Source organism: Kitasatospora sp. NPDC023176 (genome assembly GCF_055560495.1).
The window spans coordinates 218067-239423 of record NZ_JBVHIP010000008.1 but is presented as its reverse complement, the minus strand read 5'-3'; the positions used below and the strand labels follow the sequence as shown (position 1 = coordinate 239423).

17 protein-coding genes are annotated in these 21357 nt (G+C 74.6%); 5 read left to right on the top strand and 12 right to left on the bottom strand.

Annotated features, from left to right (window positions below):
- The first annotated feature begins 61 nt into the window (after positions 1-61).
- Positions 62-1021 carry an IPT/TIG domain-containing protein gene (locus tag ACZ3YL_RS14990; protein ID WP_465657574.1) on the top strand — a complete coding sequence of 320 codons (960 nt, stop codon included), beginning with the start codon at positions 62-64 and terminating at the stop codon, positions 1019-1021.
- Here the strand turns inward: ACZ3YL_RS14990 and ACZ3YL_RS14985 are convergent.
- A complete protein-coding gene (locus ACZ3YL_RS14985; protein ID WP_465657573.1) occupies positions 990-1463 on the bottom strand; it encodes a DUF4232 domain-containing protein in 474 nt (157 codons plus the stop codon). The genes ACZ3YL_RS14990 and ACZ3YL_RS14985 overlap by 32 nt on opposite strands.
- Here ACZ3YL_RS14985 and ACZ3YL_RS14980 point away from each other — a divergent pair.
- Positions 1450-1983, top strand: a complete 534-nt coding sequence (locus ACZ3YL_RS14980; RefSeq protein WP_465657571.1) for a hypothetical protein — start codon at positions 1450-1452, stop codon at positions 1981-1983. The two genes, ACZ3YL_RS14985 and ACZ3YL_RS14980, sit on opposite strands and share 14 nt — an antisense overlap.
- A gap of 512 nt (positions 1984-2495) precedes the next feature.
- Here ACZ3YL_RS14980 and ACZ3YL_RS14975 read toward each other — a convergent pair.
- The 6 genes from ACZ3YL_RS14975 to ACZ3YL_RS14950 all read right to left on the bottom strand — a co-directional run bounded on the left by ACZ3YL_RS14975 (position 2496) and on the right by ACZ3YL_RS14950 (position 8269).
- On the bottom strand, positions 2496-3887 hold the full coding sequence (locus tag ACZ3YL_RS14975) for an amidase (RefSeq protein ID WP_465657569.1): 1392 nt from the start codon (positions 3885-3887) through the stop codon (positions 2496-2498).
- On the bottom strand, positions 3874-4113 hold the full coding sequence (locus ACZ3YL_RS14970) for a hypothetical protein (RefSeq protein ID WP_188302510.1): 240 nt from the start codon (positions 4111-4113) through the stop codon (positions 3874-3876). Before ACZ3YL_RS14970 ends, ACZ3YL_RS14975 begins: the two co-directional genes overlap by 14 nt.
- Positions 4114-4176: 63 nt before the next feature.
- A complete protein-coding gene (locus tag ACZ3YL_RS14965; RefSeq protein ID WP_188302511.1) occupies positions 4177-5109 on the bottom strand; it encodes an MBL fold metallo-hydrolase in 933 nt (310 codons plus the stop codon).
- A gap of 43 nt (positions 5110-5152) precedes the next feature.
- A complete protein-coding gene (locus tag ACZ3YL_RS14960; RefSeq protein WP_465657567.1) occupies positions 5153-6373 on the bottom strand; it encodes an MFS transporter in 1221 nt (406 codons plus the stop codon).
- A gap of 76 nt (positions 6374-6449) precedes the next feature.
- Positions 6450-7034 carry a TetR/AcrR family transcriptional regulator gene (locus ACZ3YL_RS14955; protein ID WP_465657565.1) on the bottom strand — a complete coding sequence of 195 codons (585 nt, stop codon included), beginning with the start codon at positions 7032-7034 and terminating at the stop codon, positions 6450-6452.
- Between the two features lie 218 nt (positions 7035-7252).
- Positions 7253-8269 (bottom strand): terpene synthase family protein, encoded by a 1017-nt coding sequence (locus ACZ3YL_RS14950; RefSeq protein WP_465657563.1) that lies wholly within the window; start codon positions 8267-8269, stop codon positions 7253-7255.
- Positions 8270-8732: 463 nt separating this feature from the next.
- Between ACZ3YL_RS14950 and ACZ3YL_RS14945 the strand changes: the two genes are divergently transcribed.
- On the top strand, positions 8733-9512 hold the full coding sequence (locus ACZ3YL_RS14945; protein WP_465657562.1) for an SDR family oxidoreductase: 780 nt from the start codon (positions 8733-8735) through the stop codon (positions 9510-9512).
- Between the two features lie 47 nt (positions 9513-9559).
- Here ACZ3YL_RS14945 and ACZ3YL_RS14940 read toward each other — a convergent pair whose 3' ends face one another.
- A complete protein-coding gene (locus ACZ3YL_RS14940; RefSeq protein WP_188302515.1) occupies positions 9560-9883 on the bottom strand; it encodes a DUF6296 family protein in 324 nt (107 codons plus the stop codon).
- Positions 9884-10132: 249 nt separating this feature from the next.
- Between ACZ3YL_RS14940 and ACZ3YL_RS14935 the strand changes: the two genes are divergently transcribed.
- Entirely contained in the window at positions 10133-11665 is a 1533-nt protein-coding gene (locus ACZ3YL_RS14935; protein WP_465657560.1) for an acyl-CoA synthetase, read from the top strand.
- A 19-nt stretch (positions 11666-11684) separates the two neighbouring features.
- Here the strand turns inward: ACZ3YL_RS14935 and ACZ3YL_RS14930 are convergent, their stop codons facing one another.
- The gene (locus ACZ3YL_RS14930; RefSeq protein WP_465657558.1) at positions 11685-13775 is read right to left on the bottom strand and encodes a HelD family protein; all 2091 of its coding nucleotides are present in this window, start codon (positions 13773-13775) and stop codon (positions 11685-11687) included.
- 547 nt (positions 13776-14322) lie between these two features.
- Positions 14323-15525: an RsbRD N-terminal domain-containing protein gene (locus ACZ3YL_RS14925; protein ID WP_188302517.1), complete on the bottom strand. Its 1203-nt coding sequence runs from the start codon at positions 15523-15525 to the stop codon at positions 14323-14325.
- 154 nt (positions 15526-15679) lie between these two features.
- On the opposite strand from ACZ3YL_RS14925, the gene ACZ3YL_RS14920 reads away from it, so the two are divergent.
- Entirely contained in the window at positions 15680-17353 is a 1674-nt protein-coding gene (locus ACZ3YL_RS14920; protein WP_465657555.1) for an FAD-binding dehydrogenase, read from the top strand.
- Between the two features lie 3 nt (positions 17354-17356).
- Here the strand turns inward: ACZ3YL_RS14920 and ACZ3YL_RS14915 are convergent, their stop codons facing one another.
- Together ACZ3YL_RS14915 and ACZ3YL_RS14910 are read right to left on the bottom strand one after the other, a co-directional pair.
- Positions 17357-18151: a hypothetical protein gene (locus ACZ3YL_RS14915; protein WP_465657553.1), complete on the bottom strand. Its 795-nt coding sequence runs from the start codon at positions 18149-18151 to the stop codon at positions 17357-17359.
- Positions 18152-18368: 217 nt separating this feature from the next.
- Positions 18369-21149, bottom strand: a complete 2781-nt coding sequence (locus tag ACZ3YL_RS14910; RefSeq protein ID WP_223241674.1) for an SdrD B-like domain-containing protein — start codon at positions 21147-21149, stop codon at positions 18369-18371.
- Positions 21150-21357 lie beyond the last annotated feature (208 nt).

The following is a 21357-nucleotide window of genomic DNA, read 5'->3' as shown; positions in this document are numbered from 1 at the left end:
GCCGCCGCCGTGCCGGTCGGGCAGCGCGATCGAGCTGACCAGTTCCCCGGTGGAGCCGTCCATGACGCGGAACCCGTCGATGACCAGCGACCGTTCGCGGACGGCGTCGCCGACCCCGAGCCGGTCCAGCAGCCGGAACGCGCGCGGCACCAACCGCACTCCGGCGCCGCCCTCCAACCCCTACGACATCGTGCCGCTCGCCTGGACCGACCTCGACTGCGCCACGAAGTGGTACCCGACTCCCCCGGGCCCGGCAGCGGACCGCGACGTCACCACCGTCATCTCGGCGATCGCCGGCCTGCCCGGCCCCAACAGCTACGAACAGCCCGGCACGCACATGCCGCTGACCATCGACTACGACACCACCCACGACCCGGCCTTCGTCAAGAAGTCGCTCCCGGACTTCATCGGCCAACTCGCCTTCCAGCACGCCGACTCCACCTACCTGGGCCTGCTCGGTGCCCCCGACGTGCCGGCCGGGCCGGTGGTGCGGGCGCTCTCCCGCAACTCCGGCGACAGCGGCAGCGCGCTGGCCGTGGCCGGGAGCGGCTTCGGGGTGGGCACGGCGGTCGACTTCGGTGAAGTCCCCTGCCAGGAGGTCGTAATGAGCGGCGACGGACTGGCGATCAGCCTCTACGCGCCCCCGGGCGTCGGCGTGGTCCCCGTCCGGGTCACCACCGACCTCGGCACCTCGCCGGCCGTCCCCTTCGGCCAGTTCGCCTACGGCGGCCCGGCGCCGGTGATGGTCACCGGTCTCGCCCCGGACGCCGGCCGCAAGGGTGACCAGGTCACCATCACCGGCGTGAACTTCGGCACCGACGCCCAGGTCTTCTTCGGCGCCGACCCGGCCCCGTCCCCGCAGGTCAACCCGCCGTACGAGATCGTCGCCACCGCGCCCGCCCCGACCATCGGCCCCGGCAAGCCCAGCACCGTCAACGTCACCGTGCTGTCCGGCGGCTACTCCTCCCCGACCGGGCCGGTCAACGAGTTCACCTACCAGGACCTGTCGGCGGAGTCGTGATCACGCCCGCCGGCGGCCTGGTCGCCGGCGGCGGCCCGTCCTCCCTGACCCAGGCGCCGACCCCGAGGCGCCCGGTGGTGCCCAGGTCCAGCTCCGGAACGACCGTCACGGGCGCGGCACCCGGCGTGGCGCGCACCCGTACGTACGGGGCGTCCACCGGGTCGCCCGCTCCCGCCTCGCTGGTGTTGCGCCACACCAGCGTGCTGCGGGCGCCCTCCCCCGGGTTCAGCGCGATCGCCCGCGGCGGGTCGTCCGCACCGGTCCCGCCGGCGATCTCGGCGCCACCGCGCAGGATCCGCACCCCGTCGACCGGCTGGTGCCCCACGTCGAGCAACTGCAGCTCCGGGTAGCCGTTCACGGTCACCGCGGCCGTCCCGCAGTTGCTCAGGTGCAGACCGACCACCCGCAAGCCCATCGCCGCGTCCCCGGTGTCCGTGCTCACCCGCACCCCGGAGGCCGGGCACGGCCCGTCCGCCCGCGAAGCCTCGGCGCTCGGCACACTGCGCACCTGGAGCACCTTCACCCCCGAGGCGTTCCCGGCGAGTTCGACCCGCCCCGTCTCGGTCGCCCCCGGCGCGAGCCCCTCCACCGTCCTGGTCACGTTGTCCAAGGCACCCCCGGACGCCCCCGTCCGGCTGAACACCACCGTGACGTCCGACGCCTCGCCACCCCCGTTGGTCACCTCGTACGACGCACACACCGGACTCACCGCCGTGATCCGCACCCCGTCCTTCGCCACCGCCGCCGGCGACGCCGACACCACCCCGCACGGCCCCGCACTCCCGGCCGCCGAAGGCCCCCCGGCCGCCCCCACCACCCGGCTCCCGCACCCCGCGAGCAGCACCACGGCAACCACCGCGGCCACCGCGGCCACCCTCTGCCGCACCGGCGACGGACCGGCCTTCTCCCACTCATCCATCCGACCATCCGACCACGAACCACCCCACCCCACCCCACCGTGACCCGCGTCACTCCCCCTGCAACAGCCCCGCAACACTCCACCCCCGAGCGGCCCCCACCCCCCGGCCGCCGTACCGCAGTTCCGGCCACGCCCCCGGCCCGGGCTGCCGACGGACGGCTGAGCGATGATCTGCCGAAGTACGGCCGGCAGTTGGGTGCCGTCGGGGCCCGGGCGGGGGCGTGCCAGGCGGTGTGGCCGTCGGGGCGGACGAGGGCCGCGCCGGCCGGGGGGAGGGCGACGGGCCGCAGACGGTGCGGCGGAAGGGGGCGCAGGGCGAGGGGAAGGCCGGCGGCGGTGGCGGTGTGGGGGCCGACGCCGGCCTCACCCACTGGCTGCCCTCCACCGCCGCGCTCGCCCTCGGCCTGTGGCTCGGCGAACGGGGCAGCTGCGCCTGTGCCTGTGCCTGGGGCCGGTGCGCCGCACCCCGCGCTGCGCCACCCGCGTCCGCGTCGCCGCCCAGCGCGCCCAGCGGGCCATCGAGCGCCCGGCCCGGCGCCGGGCTGGGCCGGGCGCTCAGGCCGCGGTGGCGAGTGTCCGGGCCGGCCGCGTCTGCTCGTAGGCGTGGCCGACCCGCAGGAGGGCGGGCTCGCCGAGGGGCCGGCCGAGCAGCTGCATGCCGATGGGCAGGCCCGCGGAGTCGTGGCCGACCGGAACGGTGAGGGCGGGCACTCCGGTGATGTTGGCGGGGGCGCAGAGGCGTACGTAAGCGTCGGAGACGCCCTCGACGGTGCCGTCGGGCCAGGTGACCGTCGCCTCCTCGGCTCCGACCGCGGTCATCGGGACGCTCGGGGCGGCGATCACGTCGACCTCCTCCAGCATCCGCGCCCACTCGGCGCGCATGAGCGTGCGGGAGCGCTGCGCGCGCAGGTAGTCGCCGGCGCTCATCAACTCGCTCGCCTCCAGGAGGATCCGGACGTCGTCCTGGTACAGCTCGGGGACCGCGCGCAGGCTGCCTTCGTGGTAGGCCCCGGCCTCCGGCACCATCAGGCCCCACTGGGTGGCCTGGATGTAGCGGGTCATCGGGATGTCGACCTCGACGAGCTGTGCGCCCAGGGCTTCCAGCTGCCCGATGGCGTGCCGGACGGCGGTCTCCACCTGCGGGTGGACGTGGTCGAAGTAGTAGGTGCGCGGCAGACCGACGCGCAGCCCCGTCAGGTCGGGGCCGGCGCCGGGCCGGTAGTCCGCGGCGGGCCCGGGCAGCGAGGCGGGGTCGCGCGGATCGTGTCCGGCCAGCGCGGTCAGCACCAGGGCCGCGTCCTCGGTGGTGCGGGTGATCGGGCCGACGTGGTCCAGCGACCAGGACAGGGAGGTGACGCCGTGCCGGGGGACGAGACCGTAGGTCGGCTTGAGCCCGACCACCCCGTTGAGCGCGGCGGGCACCCGGATCGAGCCGCCGGTGTCGGTGCCCAGGGCGAAGGTCGCGGTGCCCGACGCGACGGCGACCGCGGAGCCTCCGCTGGAGCCGCCGGCGACCCGGCCGCCGTCCCAGGCGTTGCGGGTCTGCGGGGTGGTCAGGCCGAACGCGAACTCGTGGGTGTGGGTCTTGCCGAGCAGGATCGCGCCGGCTGCGCTCAGGCGCGCGGCGACCGTGCTGTCCGCTGCCGCGCGGTGGTCGGCGCGGACCCGGGAGCTGGCCGTGGTGGCCATCCCGCCGACGTCGATCAGGTCCTTGAGCCCCATCGGGATGCCGTGCAGCGGTCCCCGGTAACGGCCGTGTGCCGCTTCGTGTTCGGCTTCACGCGCCGCCCGGCGCGCCTGCTCCGCGGCGACCGTGACGTAGGCGCCGAGGTGCGGCTCCACCGTCTCGATGCGTTCGAGGACGGAGTCGACCAGTTCGACGGGGGACAGTCGCCGGGCGCGGATCGCGTCCGCAGCGGCGGCGAGGGACAGCTCATACGGCTGCATCGGGCTTCTCCTCTGCGGAGTGGTGGGAGGCGGCGTGAGGGGCGGCGGCACGGTAGGCGGCGGCGGGCGGGACGTCCGCGAAGTCCAGCTCGCGCAGCACGGCGACCACGCCGTGGATGTGGTCGGCGACCGCGGCGACCGCGGCGTGGCGCTCGGCGGGCAGCACGAGTCCGGCGCGGGCGGCCCAGCGGGCCGCCTCCGGTGGTGTGAGTGCGACGGCGGGCACGGAGGTTCTCCTTCTCGGTCGGGGGTGGAGCGACTCGGGGGCGGCCGGGGGCCGGGCGCGCGGTCAGGCCGCAGTGGCCGGGATCCCGGTGCCCGGCTCGGCGTGCAGCCGGTAGCGGCCGTTCTCCCGGCGGACGGTGCCGGCCGTGGGCCGCGGGAAGTGGGTGCCCAGGAGCAGCGCGTCGGTGTCCGCCAGGGCGTCGAGCAGCCGGGCGCGGGTGCGGACCGCCTGGGCGGGGTCGATGTCGACGCAGCTGTTCACGTGGGGGTGGGACAGCTGCACGGGGTGGTGGATGCTGTCGCCGGTGATCAGCGCGCGGCGGTCGCTGCCGCGCAGCTCCACGGCGACCTGCCCCGGGGTGTGGCCCGGGGCGGGGACCAGGAGGACGCCCGGCGCGACCTCGCGCCCCTGCTCGGGCACGTCCACGAGGTCGTACTGTCCGGCGTCGCGGACGGGGGTGACGGAGTCGCGGAACATCTGGGTGCGGGCCTCGTCCAGGTCGGTGGCGGCCCAGTGGTCCCATTCGGTGCGGCTGGTGAGGTAGCGGGCGTTGGGGAAGGTGGGGACCCAGTCCTGGCCGGCGAGGCGGGTGTTCCAGCCGACGTGGTCGGTGTGCAGGTGCGTGGTGATCACCAGGTCCACGGACTCGGGCGGGAAGCCGGCCGCCGCCAGGCGCTGCGGGAAGTCGGTGTCCAGGCCGTTCCAGGCCGGGTTGGCGCGCGGCTTGGCGTTGCCGATGCCGGTGTCCACGACGATCCGCAGTCCGCCGGCCTCCACCGCGAAGCTGTGGCTCGCCAGGCGGGGGACGTCGGCGTCGGCGAAGTCGGGGCGCAGCCACGACGCCTCGTCCAGCACTTCCCTGGTGGCGTCCGGCAGCAGCCAGGGTCCGGTCTGGCGCGGCAGTTCGATCTCGTCGACGCGGTGTACGGCGATGTCGCCGAGGCTCCATCCCGTGCTCGTGGCGGGGGCGGCCGGGCGGGGTGTGGTGGTGCTCATCGGTGGTCCTTTCGGCGGGGCGGGGCGGGAGGGCTGGTCGTGGTCAGGCGGTGCGCGGCCGCCGCGCGGCGCGGGTGAGGCCGATCAGGGCCAGTAGGACGACCGTCACGGCGTAGAGCGAGAGGGCGGTCCGCAGGCCGTAGCGGTTGGTCAGCAGGCCGGCGAGGACGGCGGGGACGCTCATGGCCAGGTAGCTGAGGACGTAGTAGGCGGCGAGCGTGCCGGCGCGTTCGTCCGGGGCGGCCGGGGGCAGCAGCAGGCGCAGGGCGCCCTGGGTGACGGCGCCGAACCCCGCGCCGGCCAGGGCGGTGCCGGCGAACAGGGCGGGCAGGCTGTGCAGCTGGGGGCCGCTCAGGGTCAGCAGGACCCCCGGTATCAGGAGCGCGGTGCCGGCCAGGCTCACGGTGCGGGCGGGCAGGGCCCGGGCGGTGTGGCCGGCGAGGCCGGCCGCGGCCGTCAGGGTGAGGAAGACCAGGCCGCCGGTGGCGCGGGCGGCGTGCGGGTCGATGAGCCGGGCGAGCGAGGGGCCGAGGGAGGAGTAGAAGCCGCCCAGCGCCCAGGCGGCGACGATGCCGGGCGCGGCGAGCGCCATGGCGGGCCGGGAGGCGGGGGCGACGGCGATCGCGGGGCGCAGTGAGCGCCAGGCCCCGGGGTGGGGGCGGGCGGTCTCGGGGGTGCGCAGGACGGCGGCGGCCTGCGCGGTGAAGAGCAGGAGCAGCAGCAGGTAGACGGTGCGGGTGGGGGCGGGGGCGTACTGCGCCAGGGCGGTGGCGGCCAGCACGCCGACCGCCATGCCTGCCACGGGGGTGATGCCGTTGGTGACCGTCGCCCGGCCGGGGTGGTCGGGGTCCTCGAAGTCGAGCAGGGCGGCTCCGGCCGCGCTGGTGGCCACGCCGGTGGCCAGGCCCTGGAGGATCCGGGCGGCGATCAGCGCCGGCACCCCCTGGGCGGTGGCGAAGACGGCCATCGCGGCGGCTTCGGCCAGCAGCGCCCCGGCGAGGACCGGGCGCCGGCCCAGGTGCTCCGAGAGCGTGCCCGCCGTCAGCAGTGCCACCAGCAGGGCGAGCGCGTAGGCGCTGAACACGACGGTGAGCGTCATGGCCGAGAAGTGCCAGGCGTTCTGGTAGAGCGCGTAGAGCGGGGTCGGTGCGCTGGAGGCGGCCAGCAGCGCGACCAGGACCGAGGCGTGCAGCCGGAAGGCGCCGTGGTGGCTCAGCACCGGCAGGTGGCGGGGGCGGGACGGCAGGGCGGTGACGCTGGTCATGGAAGCACCTCTGAGCCTTAAGGCGAATGCTTTGCGTTAAGCACTCTAGGCACCCAGGCCCCCAAGACGCAAATATTTAGCTTTTAGGTGCCGAAGGAGGCGCGGTGCGGCCGAGCGCCGCCGCGACCAGGCGGTCGGTGTAGGCCCTGGAGAGGTCCGAGGAACGGAACAGGATGCGGTACATCAGGGGGGCGACGAGGACGTCCAGCAGGGTCTCCACGTCGGGCACGGCCTCCCCCCGCCCGGCCGCGCGCACGCCGACGGCCTTCAACTGCTCGGCGGCGTAGTCGGAGCAGCGGGCCGCGTTGCCCTGCTCGGGGTCGCCCAGCAGGGCGTCGCGGATGTAGGTGCGGCCCGCCGTCGAGTCCATCTCCTCAGCGAACTGCACGGCCCACGCCTCCAGGTCCGCCCGCAGGCTGCCGTGATCGGCCGGCGGGGTGTCGGGACGCAGCCGCTCGACGGCCACGTCGGACAGCAGTTCCCGCAGGTCCCCCCAGCGCCGGTAGACCGTCGACGGCGTCACCCCCGCGCGGGCGGCGATCAGCGGCACGGTGAGCGCCTCCCGCCCCACCTCCGCCTCCAGGTCACGGACGGCCTGGTGCACGGACTGCTGGACGCGGGCGCTGCGCCCGCCGGGGCGTGTGGTCGCTCGGGAAGTCATGCGCACAGCTTAATGCGAAGAAGTTGCGTCTGCCCGGGCGCAGACCCCGGAAGGCAAGCCGGCCGCCGGCCGAGGTCATCCGCACCGGCCTCGGTCGCACCGGGGACGAACAGGTTCGTTGAATCGAACGGGTCGATCGAATCCATCGTGGACCGACCGCTTGTCGGCCGGATCCGCCCGGGCGGCCCGGGCGGCGCGTCCCGCGCGACCCGCGCCCGCTACCGGGGAGTGAAGACGTCCGACCCGGTCGCCCCGCTCGGCGCGGGCACCGCCTCCGGGTCCGGCCGGTAGCGCTCGGCACGGGCGTGGTACTCGAAGTCGCCGCGCAGCAGGGAGCGGTGGTGCTCGGCGTAGAGCTGCACCGCGGCGCGGATCGGCTGGGTGGCGCCGGCGGCGGCCAGTTGCGCGGGCAGCTGCCGTTCGGCGCTGACGGCCCGTTCGACGCAGGCGGCCCGCAGGGCGTCGACCTGGGTGACGGCCTCCTGCACCGTCCCGCCCTGGTGGTGGCGCAGGACGAAGACGGCGTTGTGGTAGTAGCCGGCCGCACCCTCCTTCCGGGCCGAGCAGATGTCGTTGTAGAGGGCGATGTGGTCGACCACCGCGCCGCGCAGGGCGACCAGCGCGGGCAGGCGGCGCATGTGGTCGGGCAGGTCGATGGCCGGCGGGGTCTCGAAGAGGTCCAGGAACATCCCCATGCCGATCGAGTGCCGGCGGTGGGTGAGGTAGTCCTCGGGCAGCGGGGTGTGGCCGGCGCCGCGTTCCACGGCCTCGCGCCAGTACGTCCACAGCCAGGCGGTGACGTCCTCGCGGAAGGTGCGGTGCCAGGAGGGCGACCGGCCGACGCGGGTGCGCTGCCACAGGTCGGCCAGGGCGAGCGCCGCCGGGCTGGTGGGGCGCCGGCCACCGTTCAGGACGCCGGTCAGTTCGTCGATGGCCGCCCGGCTGCGGGCGAGGTCCTGGCCGCAGCCGTCGTCGTCGAAGGCGTCGTCGACGACGAACGCCCAGAACGTCCACTGGCAGCGCAGCGTGAGCGGCCCCACCTCGGCGGTCGGGTCGGTCAGGGCGCACCACAGCTCGGACTGGGTGCGTCGCATCCGGCGGCGCACCTCGGGTGAGGAGCACAGGCCGAACTCCTCGGCCCAGGCCCACATCCGTAAGCCCGCCTCGTCCTGGTACGGGTTGCCGCCGGTGGAGGGGAAGGGCATCCGGAAAGCGGGGAGGGTGATCTGGTCCATGGCGCGCGTGCTCCTGTCTGGTCGGGGCGGCACTGCGGCCGTGGAACCTTCCGACAGTTTGTTCGCACTGTCCAGCGGCGGCCATGCTCGATACCCGCTGGAGTATCGCCGCGCGGTGTGCCCACCGCCGCCCGTCCTCCCCCGCGGGCCGCACGCTCCGGCCCCCGAGCGACCCCGGACGGGAACTCCACCCGGGGTGCCCGGAGCCCGAACCGGGCCAGGCCAGGCCAGGCCAGGCCGGGCCAGGCCGGGCCGGGCCAGAGGCAACGAACTGCTGCCGCAGCGCAGTTGAACACCCGACGGAACGCCCCCGCACACCGGCGCGGCACAGTCGGCGCGGCACAGTCGGGGCGGCGGCATCAACCCGCCGACGCCGGGCAGGGATGAGGGGTTGTCCGGCATCGGGCCGGCGACCCGGCCCCGGCCCCGGAGTCGGCCGGGCGACACGAGGGGAGCGTCGACCATGGGCGAACTGGACGGCAGGACGGCACTGGTGACGGGCGGCTCACGCGGGATCGGGCGGGCCGTCGCACTGCGGCTCGCGGCCGACGGGGCGTTGGTCGCGGTGCACTACGGCGGCGACGAGCAGGCGGCCATGGAGACCGTGGGGCTGATCGCCAAGGCCGGCGGCCGGGCGTTCGCGGTGCGGGCCCGGTTCGGCGAGAGCGACGCGCTGGACCGGTTGTTCGAGGGCCTCGGCGCCGGACTGGCGGAGCACGGCGAGGACGGGCTGGACATCCTGGTCAACAACGCGGGCATCCACCTGGCCGGTTCGATCGGGCAGATCACCGAGGAGGAGTTCGACCGGGTGATGGCGATCAACGTGCGCGCCCCGCTCTTCGTGATCCAGCGGTCCCTGCCGCTGCTGCGGGACGGCGGGCGGATCGTCAACGTGGCCTCGGCGGCCACCCGGATCAGCTCCCCGCTCCAGCTCGGCTACACCGTCAGCAAGACGGCGCTGGCGGCGTTCGCCGCCCCGCTCGCCAATGAGCTCGGCCGGCGCGGGATCACCGTCAACACCGTCAACCCCGGCGTGATCCTCACCGACATGACCTCCGCGTGGACGAGCGCCCCGCAGGCGGTGGCCGGGCTGGAGTCGATCACCGCGCTGGGCCGGATCGGTCAGCCCGAGGACGTCGCGGACGTCGTCGGCTTCCTGGCGGGACCGCAGGGCCGCTGGGTGACCGGCCAGACCGTCGACGTCTCCGGCGGCACCTACCTCGGCCCGATCCCGCCGGCCTGATCCGCCCGGCGGCTCGCCCCGCGGCCCGCCCGGCGTCACACCCGACGTCACGCCCCTCGTGACGCCCCTCGTGACGCGATGGGCAGCCGCTCGGCGCGGTCCGAAGTCGGCACGGCGCGGTCGGGCAAGGGCACGGCGTGCAGACAGGGGTGCCGCAGGGCACTGTCCGCAACCACACCGTCCGGAGCCGCCAGGACGGTGGCCACCTCGCCGGTGATCTCCACCCGGAGGCCGCCGTCGGGGCTGGCCCAGACCGGCCCGCCACCGGGCCCCAGGGTGCCGGTGGCGCGCACCACGACGACGTCCGGCGGGGCGTGCCCGCCGATCGGCCCGGGCAGGGTCACCGCGTAGCGGCGTTCAAGGCTCTTCATGGCCGGCCTCCTGGTCGGAACTCCCCGCCCGTATCGTCGATTCTCCTCCGGCCCAGGGTGGATGCATACGAACGGTTACGCTCTTGGCGCCATTCGGCGCGGGTCGTGGCAGCCCGCCCGGGAGCAGTGGGTACCCGCCGCGCCTACCCGGCCGCTCCCACTCCACACCCCCGGGCCCTGGTGCGTACCGTCCGCAGTGGGCAGGCTGCTCCTACACCCCGCACCGACCACGGAAGCGAGACGGCGAGCATGATCGACGACCCCCGGGCCGGCACCGTCGACGGGCTGCTGCGCCGCAGCGCCCGCCGCGCGCCCGACCGCACCGCGCTCACCTTCGGCGACCGCGGCTGGACGTACCGGCGGCTCGACGAGGCGGTCAGCCGGGCGGCCGGACACCTGCTCGGGCTGGGCCTGCGCCCCGGCGACCGGGTCGCCGCGTACGGACGCAACTCCGACGCGTACGCGATCGCCTTCCTCGCCTGCGCCCGCGCCGGGCTGGTGCACGTCCCGGTCAACCACGCCCTGACCGGCGAGGAGCTGCGCCACCTGCTCGGCCAGTCCGGAAGCCGCGCGGTGCTCACCGACCCGGCGCTGGCGGCGGAGGTCGAACGGGTCCGGGACGGGCTGGGCGTCGCACACCTGGTACCGCTGCGGGACGACCCGGCCGGGCTGCTCGAAGCCGCGCTGGACGGCCCGGTGCCCGACCTCGGCACCGGCGTGGCCGACACCGACCTCGCCCAGCTGCTCTACACCTCCGGGACCACCTCCCGGCCGAAGGGCGCGATGATGCCGCACCGCGCCCTGGTGCACGCCTACCTGTCGAGCATCCACGCCCTCGACCTGCGCGAGGACGACCGGCCACTGATCTGCATGCCGCTCTACCACTCGGCCGCCCTGCATGTCTTCCTGCTCCCCTACCTCGCGGTCGGCGCCTCCGTCCTGCTGCTGGAGGCGCCCGACATCCCCGAACTGCTCCGGCGGATCGAGAGCGACCGGATCGGCTCGCTGTTCCTGGCGCCGACGGTGTGGGTGCCGCTGGCCCACCACCCCGACCTGGACCGACGCGACCTCTCCTCGCTGCGCAAGGCCCAGTACGGCGCCTCGATCATGCCGGTGGCGGTGCTCGACCGGCTGCGCGCCCGCTACCCGCGGGTCGGCTTCTACAACTGCTTCGGCCAGTCCGAGATCGGCCCGCTGGCCACCGTGCTGCGCCCGGAGGAGCACCCGGACCGGCCGGCCTCCTGCGGCCGCCCGGTGCTGTTCGTCGAGACCCGGATCGTCGACCGGGACGGCGCCGAGGTGCCGCCCGGCACCCCGGGCGAGATCGTCTACCGCTCCCCGCAGTTGTGCCTCGGCTACTGGGACGCGCCGGAGCTGACCGCCGAGGCGTTCCGGGGCGGCTGGTTCCACTCCGGGGACCTGGTCGTCGCCGACGCGGCCGGCTACCTGACCGTGGTCGACCGGATCAAGGACGTGATCAACACCGGCGGGGTGCTGGTGGCCTCCCGGGAGGTCGAGGAGGCCCTCTACAGCCACCCCGCCGTCGCGGAGGTCGCGGTGATCGGCGCACCCGACCCCACGTGGATCGAGGCCGTCACCGCCTTCGTGGTGCTCCGGCCCGGCTCCGCCGCACCCTCGGCGGCGGAGCTGGTCGCCCACGTCCGGAGCCGGCTGGCGCCGTTCAAGGTGCCGAAGAGCGTCGTCTTCGTCGCCGAACTGCCGCGCAACCAGAGCGGCAAGCTGCTCAAGCGGGAACTCCGGGCGCGGCTCACGGCCGGCTGAGGCAGTCCCTTCGGGCCCGCTACGCCCCTGCCCCGCGGACGGCGACCGTGCACAGCCGCTTGGTGGCGCGGGTCAGGGCGACGTACAGGTCCCGTTCGCCCGCGGGCCGGGCCGCGACGATCCCGTCCGGGTCCACCACGACGGCCTCGTCGAACTCCAGGCCGCGCGCCTCCGACGCCGGGACCAGCCGGGCGTACTCCTCGACCCCGGCAGCCGCCAGTTCCGCCATCCGGCCGTCCGCGCAGACGACTCCGAGCAGCTCGCCCGGATGCGCGGCGGACTGCGCCCGCAGCTCGCGGAGGAGTTCGCCGACGAGCCGCTCCGGGGCCACCGCGACGGACCGCGGCTCGTCACCGTGACGGATCGACCGGACCGGGGGCTGTTCCGGGGCGATCCGGCGGAGCAGTTCCCCGGTGGTGGCGAGGATCTCCTGCGTGGTCCGGTAGCTGACGGTCAGCGTCCGCAGGTCGAAGCGCCGGCCGAGGTGCGGGGCGAGCGCGTCGTTCCAGTCCCGCGCGGTCGCCGCCGGGCCCGCCTGCGCGAAGTCACCGACCAGCGTCATCGACCGGCCCGGGCACCGGCGCACGACCATCCGCCACTGCATCGCCGTCAGCTCCTGCGCCTCGTCGACGACGACGTGCCCGAAGGCCTGCTCGGGCGGCCCGTCGACCAGGCCCGCCGCCTCGTCGAGGAGCGGCACGTCGGCCTCGGTCCACGGCGCGCCGGGCGTGCGCAGCAGCGACGCCCGCTCGTCCTCGGTGAGGTGCGGCAGGTGCGCGGCCAGCGCGTCGGCGTCGGACAGCAGGGCGTCGACGACCCCGCCGGGCACCAGCCGCGGCCAGATCTCCTCGACGGCCCGGTCCAGGTGCGCGTCGTCCAGGAGCGCGGCCCGGACCGCGTCGGCGTCGAACTCGTCGGCCCCGGTGGAGGGTTCGCCGTCGACACCGAGGTTGCGCAGGTCCCGGGCCGCCATCCGGTCGAAGTCGACTCCGGTGAGCTGGGCGACCTCGGCGTCGATGCGCTCCAGCGCCTCGGCCGTGCCACGGGCCAGCGCGCCGGTCAGGGCGTCCACCAGCAGCTCCAGGAACAGCCGGCGCGCCCGGTTGTGGGCGAGTCCGCTCGCCCGCGCCGCCTCGCGCACCCCGGCGACCTCCCCCTCCTCCAGGCGGACCCACTCCTGCCCGACCCGGACGGTGAAGTCCCCGCCGGGTGCCTGCCGCGCGCGGACCGACCCGGCCAGCGCGTCGGCCAGTTCGGCACCGCCCTTGAGGCGCGCCACCCCGAACCGGTCCACGGCACCCGGCCGGACGCCGGCCAGCTCCTCGCACGTCGCCAGGACGACGTCGTTCTCCCCGAGCGAGGGCAGCACCTGGGAGATGTACTCCAGGAAGCGCGCGTTCGGCCCCAGGACCAGCACGCCGCGCTCGGCCGCCTTCGGGAACGCGTACAGCACGTACGCGGCGCGGTGCAGCGCCACCACCGTCTTCCCGGTGCCCGGTCCGCCCTGCACCACCGTCACCCCGCGGTGCGACGACCGGACGATCGCGTCCTGCTCCACCTGGAGCGTGGCGACCGCCGTCCCCATCCGACCCGTGCGCCGCTCCCGCAGCGCCGCCGCCAACGGACCGTCACCGACGACGTCCCCGGGGGCCGGCTCCGAGCCGTCCAGCAGTTCGTCGCTCACCCCGACCACCGTGCGGCCCGCCAGGCTCAGATGACGGCGCCTGCGCAGCCCCAGCGGGTGCACCGGCGTCGCCTCGTAGAAGGCCCGCGCCGTCTCCGCCCGCCAGTCCACCAGCAACGGCAGCTCGTCCTCCTCCCGTTGCAGGCCCAGCCGCCCGATCCGCAGCACCGTCCCGTCCGCGAGGTCGATCCGGCCGAAGACCATTCCTCCCTCGGCGCCCTCCAGCCGGCGCACCTCGCCCGCCAGTCGCCCGGCCGCCACCTCCCGCTCGTACACCTCGCCCGCGCTGTCGGCCGCCGACGCGAGCACCCGGCCCAGCTGCGCCCGCGCCCCGGCGAGCCGCTCGTCGAACAGCTCGCCGATGACGGACACCTGCACCCGCTCCAGCTCCACCTGCTGGACGGCATTGCCCTGGATCTGCGACAAGAAAGAACCCCCTCCTCGATTCGACCCACCACTATGCAGAGCAATTCCGGGAAAGTAAATATTGACTGTCCGGCACGGATGTGGCCTTCGATTTCCGGCACCGCGGTTTTCCGGGGAATTCCGGAACGGCCGGCCGGGCAGCTCCCCGAGCCCCGCGAATACGCCCTCTCCGCCCCGGGCCGGGGCGCCGCCGGCCGCCCGAACGCGCCCGCGACCAGCGGATCCTGTGGCCAGGAGCGCCCGTCGGCCGGGCCGCCGGGGAGCTGTCCGGTCGCTCGGGCGGAGGCGGCGGTGAATGGCGGGCCGGGACTTGTCGGCCCCTGAGAGGACATCCGCTGCCGGGCATTCGGAATGGTGGCCGCACGGTGTCCCGGCCGGTCCGGCGACGCTTCACGCCATTGCGCTTCCGGGACCGCTCCTTTTGTGCCGCTCCTCATCGGAGCCCGGTGGCCGTCCGCCCCTGCGGCCCGGTCCGCGCGGACGGGCGGCCACCCGGCCGGGCCTCTGCGCAGACCGGGCGGCGGTCGCGTGCTCGGGCGGACAGGGCCTAACCGGCCAACAGGGCGGTCTGGAAGACGAACCGGTTCCACGGGGTCCGTGGGTCCCGGCCGGTCACGGCGGCCAGGCGGCGCAGCCGGTAGCGGACGGTCTGCGGGTGGAGGTGCAGCCGGGCGGCCGCTCCGGCGGCGCCGTCGGAGTAGATCACGGTGTCGAGCGTCCGCCGGGTGGACTCGTCCCGCGCGAGGCGGCCGAGCACGGCTTCGGTGACCCGCGCGGGGTCGGCGTCCGGGTGCCCGGTCACCAGGGCCACCACCTCCAGGTCGCCGCGGTCGAGCACCCGGCGCTCGGTCCACACCAGCGGCGAGGCGTGCCGGACGCCGTGGACGGCGAGCCGGTAGGCGCGCGGCGCGGTGGCGGCGGTGACCCCGGTGAGCAGGGCGCCGGTGAGTCCGTGCCCGGCCGCCAGGCGGTCGAGCGCCGCCGCGTCGACGGCCTTGGCCAGGGCGACCCCGACGCCGTCCATGGTGGTGTGCAGCGAGGTGAGTTCGAGGTCGGCCGCCTCCCCCGCGGCCCGGGCGTCCAGGGCGGCGGCCACCAGGGCCGCCGCGCTCTCCGGGTCGGTGGCCGCCGGGGAGAGCACCATCAGGTCGAAGGCGGCCGGCAGTTCCGCGTCGAGTTCGCGCAGCCGCGCCCGCAGGGTGCCGGCGTGGCTCTGCCGGCCGAGCAGCAGGTCGGTGAGGAGGCCGCGCAGGGAGCGTTCGCGGTCCTCGCTGAGGCCGCGCCCGGTGGACTCGTAGCCGTCGAAGATCGCCTCGGAGGACTGGTCGAGCACGGTCAGCCACACCCGGGCGAGCGCGCTGAGGTCGCGCACGGTGACAGCGTCGGCGAAGCGCTCGCCGACCCGCTCGAAGAAGGCCAGCGCGGCCACCCGGTAGGCGCGCAGCACAGCCGCCAGCGGACGGGCGTCGCGCGCCCGGACCGCGCCGACACCGCGGAACATCCGGATGTCCTCGGCGTCCAACGCACCGTCCACAGCCCAGAGTTCGAGCACCCGGCGGAGCGTCCAGACGATGATCGAGCGGACCTCTTCGAGCTGGCGGGCGTCGAGGTTGGCGTAGGCCGGGATCTCCCGGGCGATGGCGGCCATGAAGGCCTCGACCATGCCCGGCTCGTCCGCCAGGATCAGCGCCACCGCGCCGTGCCGGTCCGGCAGGGGCGCAGCCTCGCCGTGCGCCGACCCGCCCGCCACCGACGGATCGGTTACCGACGGACCTTGTGCCGATGGCACAGTCTTCTTCATCACCACCTGACAAGCCTAGTGTCGGCGCCCACGGCCCGCCCGTGACCATGGGACGGCACGGCCGTCGCGCCCGGGCGACGGCGACTGCCCGAGGGAGTGCTGCATGCCGTTCCAGCCTGAGGTGATCGTGGTCGGGGCCGGCCTGGCCGGACTGGTGGCGGCCCATGAGCTGGCCAAGGCCGGCCGGCGGGTGCTGGTGGTCGAGCAGGAGAACCGGCGGAACCTGGGCGGCCAGGCGTTCTGGTCGCTGGGCGGCCTGTTCTTCGTCGACAGCCCCGAGCAGCGCCGGGCCGGGATCAAGGACTCCCTGGAACTGGCCCGGCAGGACTGGTTCGGCTCGGCGGGCTTCGACCGGCTCGACGACGACGACCGCTGGGGCCGGGAGTGGGCCGAGGCGTACCTGACCTGGGCGGCCGGCGGCAAGCGCGGGTACCTGCGCGAGCTGGGCCACCGGGTGGTGCCGCTGGTGGGGTGGGCCGAGCGGGGCGCGGGCTCGGCGACCGGCCACGGCAACTCGGTGCCGCGCTTCCACATCACCTGGGGCACCGGGCCCGGCGTGGTGGAGGCCTTCCTGCGCCCGGTGCTGCGGGCGGAGCGCGGCGGGCTGGTGCGGTTCGCCTTCCGGCACCGGGTGGACGAGCTGCTGACCGGGGAGGACGGTGCCGTGGTCGGCGTCCGGGGTGCGGTGCTGGTGCCGGACGACGCCGGGCGCGGGATCAGCTCCTCGCGCGAGGTCACCGGGCCGTTCGAGGAGCGGGCGGCGGCGGTCGTGGTGACCTCCGGCGGCATCGGGCACAACCACGCGCTGATGCGCGCCAGCTGGCCCACCGAGCGGGTCGGCCCGGCCCCCGAGCACCTGATCTCCGGCGTGCCCGCCCATGTCGACGGCCGGATGCTGGCCATCACCGAGCGGGCCGGCGGCCGGGTCGTCAACCGCGACCGGATGTGGGCCTACACCGAGGGCGTCCACAACTGGGACCCGGTCTGGCCGGACCACGCCATCCGGATCCTGCCCGGCCCCTCGTCCATGTGGTTCGACGCGCAGGGGCGCCGGCTGACCGGCATGTCCGGTGTGCCCGGCGCCGACTCGATCGGCGCGATGCAGCAGATCCTGGCCACCGGCCACGACTACTCGTGGTTCGTGCTGACCCAGTCGATCATCGAGAAGGAGTTCGCGCTCTCCGGCTCGGAGCAGAACCCCGATCTGACCGGCCGTGACCTGAAGTTCGCGGTGAGGAGCAGGCTGGCGAAGGGCGCCCCCGCACCGGTGGAGCGGTTCAAGCGGCACGGCGTGGACTTCGTCGTCGCCCGGACCCTGCCCGAACTGGTCGCCGCCATGAACGGGATCGCGCGCGGCCCCGCGCTCGACCCGGCCGACATCGAGCGCCAGATCGTCGCCCGTGACCGGGAGTTGGGCAACAAGTTCAGCAAGGACGTACAGGTGATGGCGATCCGCAACGCCCGCCGCTCGCTGACCGACCGGATCGCCCGGGTCGCCAAACCGCACCGGATCCTCGACCCGGCGCACGGCCCGCTGATCGGTGTGCGCCTCAACATCCTGTCCCGCAAGACCCTCGGCGGGCTGCAGACCGACCTGGACTCCCGGGTGATCGGCGCGGACGGCGCCCCCGTCCCCGGCCTCTACGCCGCCGGTGAGGTGGCCGGGTTCGGCGGCGGGGGCGTGCACGGGTACAACGCGCTGGAGGGCACCTTCCTGGGCGGCTGCATCTTCTCGGGGCGGGCGGCCGGTCTGGCGATCGCCCGCGGCCGCACCTGACCGTCAGCCGGTGAGCCAGGGTGCCTCGGGGAGCTTGGCGTCGGCGTTGCGGCCGGAGAAGTCCACGGTGGTCGGCGTGCCCAGGCCCGCCATCCGCATGGTGACCCGGCGCAGCGTGCCGTCGGCGTCCACCCAGTAGGTGAGCGGCGAGCGGTTGCCGTCCGGCGCGGCGCCCTGGGCGCGCGGGCCGGCGAAGCGGTCGTAGCCGCGGCCGTCGATCCGGTCCTGGCCGAGCCAGCGGGCGCCGGACTGGGCGAGCAGCAGCGGGTTGTCCGGGCGGTCGGCGCCGACCTGGGTCAGCAGTTGGAGGCCGGCGTCCAGCGGGTCGGCGGTGTAGGAGCGCGGCGACCAGCCGCTGCGGGGCACGCGTTCGGCCTGCTCCCAGGCCGGGCTCCGGTCGCCCGCCGGTTCGGGGGCCAGGCCCAGGCCGCCGGTGTCCCAGATCACCAGGCCGTGGTCCAGCTGGCCGCCGCCGGCGCCGGTGGACTGGTAGCGGCCCACGCCCCGGTGGGTGCGGTAGTCCACCACGCCCTCGACCCGGATCCGCACTCCCCCGCCCTCGTCGGCGGTGAGCACCACCCCGACCGGGCTGGCCTGGTAGAGGTTCAGCCGGGACACCGCCAGCCGGGCGGCCTCCTCGGTGGTGACCGGCCGTTCCGAGGCCCCGGCGGAGACGGCCCGGTACGCGACGAACCCCCCGGCCGCGGCGGCGCACACCGCGGCCGCGATCAGCGCCGTCAACCAGTGGGGCCGGCGGCGCCGGGGCGGGCGGGCGGCGGCCTTCGTCTTCCGGGCCATGCGGTCGTGTTCTCCGATCCGTCGTTCGGGGCGTTCGGGGCGCTCGGGAGGTTCGCGTCAGCGAGGGTACTGCGGGTGGTGCGAGTGCTGCGGGTCGAGTAGGTGGTGCGCGTGCTGCGGTCAAGCACGGGAACCGGGCGGGTTCGCGGTCCTCGCGGTCCGCGGACCCGCCCGGTCCGGGTGTCACCCCGTCAGGACGGGATGGCGGTGGTGCCGGCTAGCGGTGCTGGGCCCGGCGGCGGCGCACCAGCACGAACAGTGCCGTGCCGAGGGCGATCAGCGCCGCGGCGCCGGTCGCGATCAGCGGAATCCCGCTGCTCGCACCGGTGTGCGGCAGTTCGCCGCCGGGAGCGGGCGCCGGTGGGGCCGGCGTGCTCGGCGGGGTGGTCGGGGTCGGCGTCGGGGTCGGCGTCGCCGACGCGGTGGGCGTCGGGGTGGGCGTCGGGGTGGGGATCAGCTTGTTGACGGCCGTGACGCTGACCCCGTCCTCCAGGTTGTCGGCGGTGAGCACCAGCGGTCCGAAGACCGTGTTGTCGGGCGCCGAGTAGCCGTCGGGCGGGCTCAACTCCTGCCAGTAGTACGTCCCGGGCAGGCCGGTGCCCTGGCAGATGCCGTCGGCGCCGGTCGTACAGGGATCACCGACGGGCGTGTCCGGCTTGGTCCCGGCGGTCTGCAGACCGTCGGTGCCGTTGGTCTCGTGCCACAGCTGGAACTTGGCACCGGCCAGCGGCTTGCCGTCCTGGTCGTTCTTGACCAGCTTCAGCGCGCCTTCCTGCTGGCGGTAGCCGAAGTCGAAGGTGTGGTCGTTCTCGCCCGGTCCGCCGGTGGTCAGCGCCCGTTCGGGGAACGTGGCGCCGGCAGGGACGATGCCCTTGGAGTCGACGAAGTGGTTGTCACCGACGTCGTGGTCCGTGGGCACCCAGTGGTAGAGCGGGCCGCCCTTGGCGTAATCGGCGGGGTTGTCGATCCGGATGGTGTACTTGGTGTGCGGCTTGAGGCCCCCGGCGACGTCGCTGTCGTCGAAGTAGTACTCGCCGCGCGGAGTGGTCTTGGTGGTGCCGACCACCTTGCCCGACTCGTCGTACAGATTGACGGTGGCGCCCTTGACCGGGGTCTGGCCCGGGTTCTGGATGCCCTTGCGCTCGGGGTCGTACCAGACCCGGTTGCCGATCTGCAGCGGTGCCTGGTCGCAGAGCACTTCGAGGTCACCCATCGCCGCGCCCTTGCCGAACGGCGAACTGGTCGCCGCCGGGGTCAGCCGCAGGCCGAACTTCGGGTCGTGGCTGCCGTCCTGGCGCTCCATGAAGGAGGTGCCGTAGCCGACCGGGGTGTGGTCCGGGTCGAAGGCGGAGGCCGCGATGGTGCTCTCGACCTTGGACAGTGCGATGCCCGCGAACACCGTGTTGTGGTGGCCCACCTCGTCCCAGCCGGTGGAGAAGAACCGGGCGCCGCGGACGGTCTTGCCGCAGCCGAGGTTGACGTCCATCACGTACATGCCGTTCGACGGGCAGGCCTTGTCGAGGTCACCGCCGGACATCACGGTGGCCGAGTTGGGCGCCGGGGCACCCGGACCGCGGTCGGCGAAGCGGTCCTTGAAGGCCAGCAGCATCGAGCCGTCGGTCTCGAACAGGATCTCGCCCAACTCCGGTTCGGGGAACGCGATGGTGGCGATGTTGCAGGGCTTGCCGTTCTGCGAGGACGAGATGCTGTTGCTCCACGGGAACCAGCCCGCCCCGTCGCAGGTGCCGGTGCCGACGGTGGACTGCCGCGGGTAGTCCATCGGCTGGTCCAGCACCGGCTTGCCGAACGCCCCGGTGCCGAGGTCGAACGGCAGGACCATGGCGCGCACGTCGGTGAGCTTGCCGGTGGACTGGCCGGAGCAGACCCCGCCGAGGAAGCCGGTGCCGTCCTGCATGCCGAGGCCGAACGGCCGCCAGTCGCCGGCCGCCGGGCAGCCCGGGTCCGGGATCGGGTAGACGCCCTTCGGCGCCGAGGCCGTCGCCGCGGTGGCGTCGTAGCGGTAGAGCTTGCGGTCGTTGAGGTTGACGACGAACAGGTCCTTGCCGTCGTCGGTGATCTTGATGCCGCCCAGGCTCTCCTTTCCGGGCACGTCGAGGAAGGCGTCGTCCGTCCCCGGCCCGTGCGCGGTGCTGCCCGCGTTCGGGACGGTGGTGAAGACGGTCGTCTTCTTCGCCGCCAGGTCGGTGACGTAGATCCCGCCGGAGCCGCCGGGGCCGTAGTCGGTGGTGCGCTTGGCCGTCGCCGCGGAGAACACCCGCTTGTCGGCCTTGTTCCACGCGATGCCGAAGATGGTGCCGGTCTCGGCGTCGGTGGCGAGGTTCGTCGCGACGACGTCCTTGCCGGGGCCCTCCTGCCCGCGCGCGCTGTACGGGAAGGACACCAGGGTGCGCTGGGTGCCGCCCTGGTAGGTGGGGGTCTGGCAGGCGGTCACCAGCGGCGCGTTCTTCTGGCAGTAGTCCGCCGGGTTCCAGAGTCCCGTGGTGTAGGAGACGTTCTTGCCCCCGCTGAGGTCGACGAACTCCTCGTTGGAGCTGAGCTGGTTCGGCGCGCCGTCCAGGCCCTGGCGGGACGCGAAGGCCGGGAACAGCACGCCCGGCTTCGGATTCACCACCTGGACCCGGTACTTCCCGCCGGTGGCCTTGCTCGTGGCGGGCGCCAGGGTGACCGTGCCGTCCGCCGCCGTGGTGCCGTCGATCGAGACCCCGGCGTCGTCGGTGAGCGTCACCTTGACGCCCGCCATGTTCGGCTCCAGCGCGGGCGTCCATGTGCCGGAGTTGTCCACGGCCCGGATCACCCGGACCGTGACCGTCCCGTCGCCGGTCTGCGAGACCGCCGACGGGACCGCCGCCAGCGAGCTGCTGCCGACGACGATGGCGAGCGCCGCGATGCGGCCCACGGCGCGGCGGCCGGGCAGGCCCGACCGTGACCGGCCCGGGCCGCGCGCGGCGCCGTTCATCAGTTCTTTCGTTGTCTTCATCCCTGCTCTCATCATCTGAAGAGCCCAAATGGCCCGCCTACAGGAGCGAGCCCACAGCGTGGCCTGAAACCGCCGTGATTAACGTGAGCTTAAAGGGAATTCACCCAACCGGGTGGCCGATCGTGGAACTTTGATGAGCTGTCAGACGTATCCACCACGGCTCTCCTGGCCAACGGTCACGTTCCGGGCGTCCCCACCAGCGGGAATC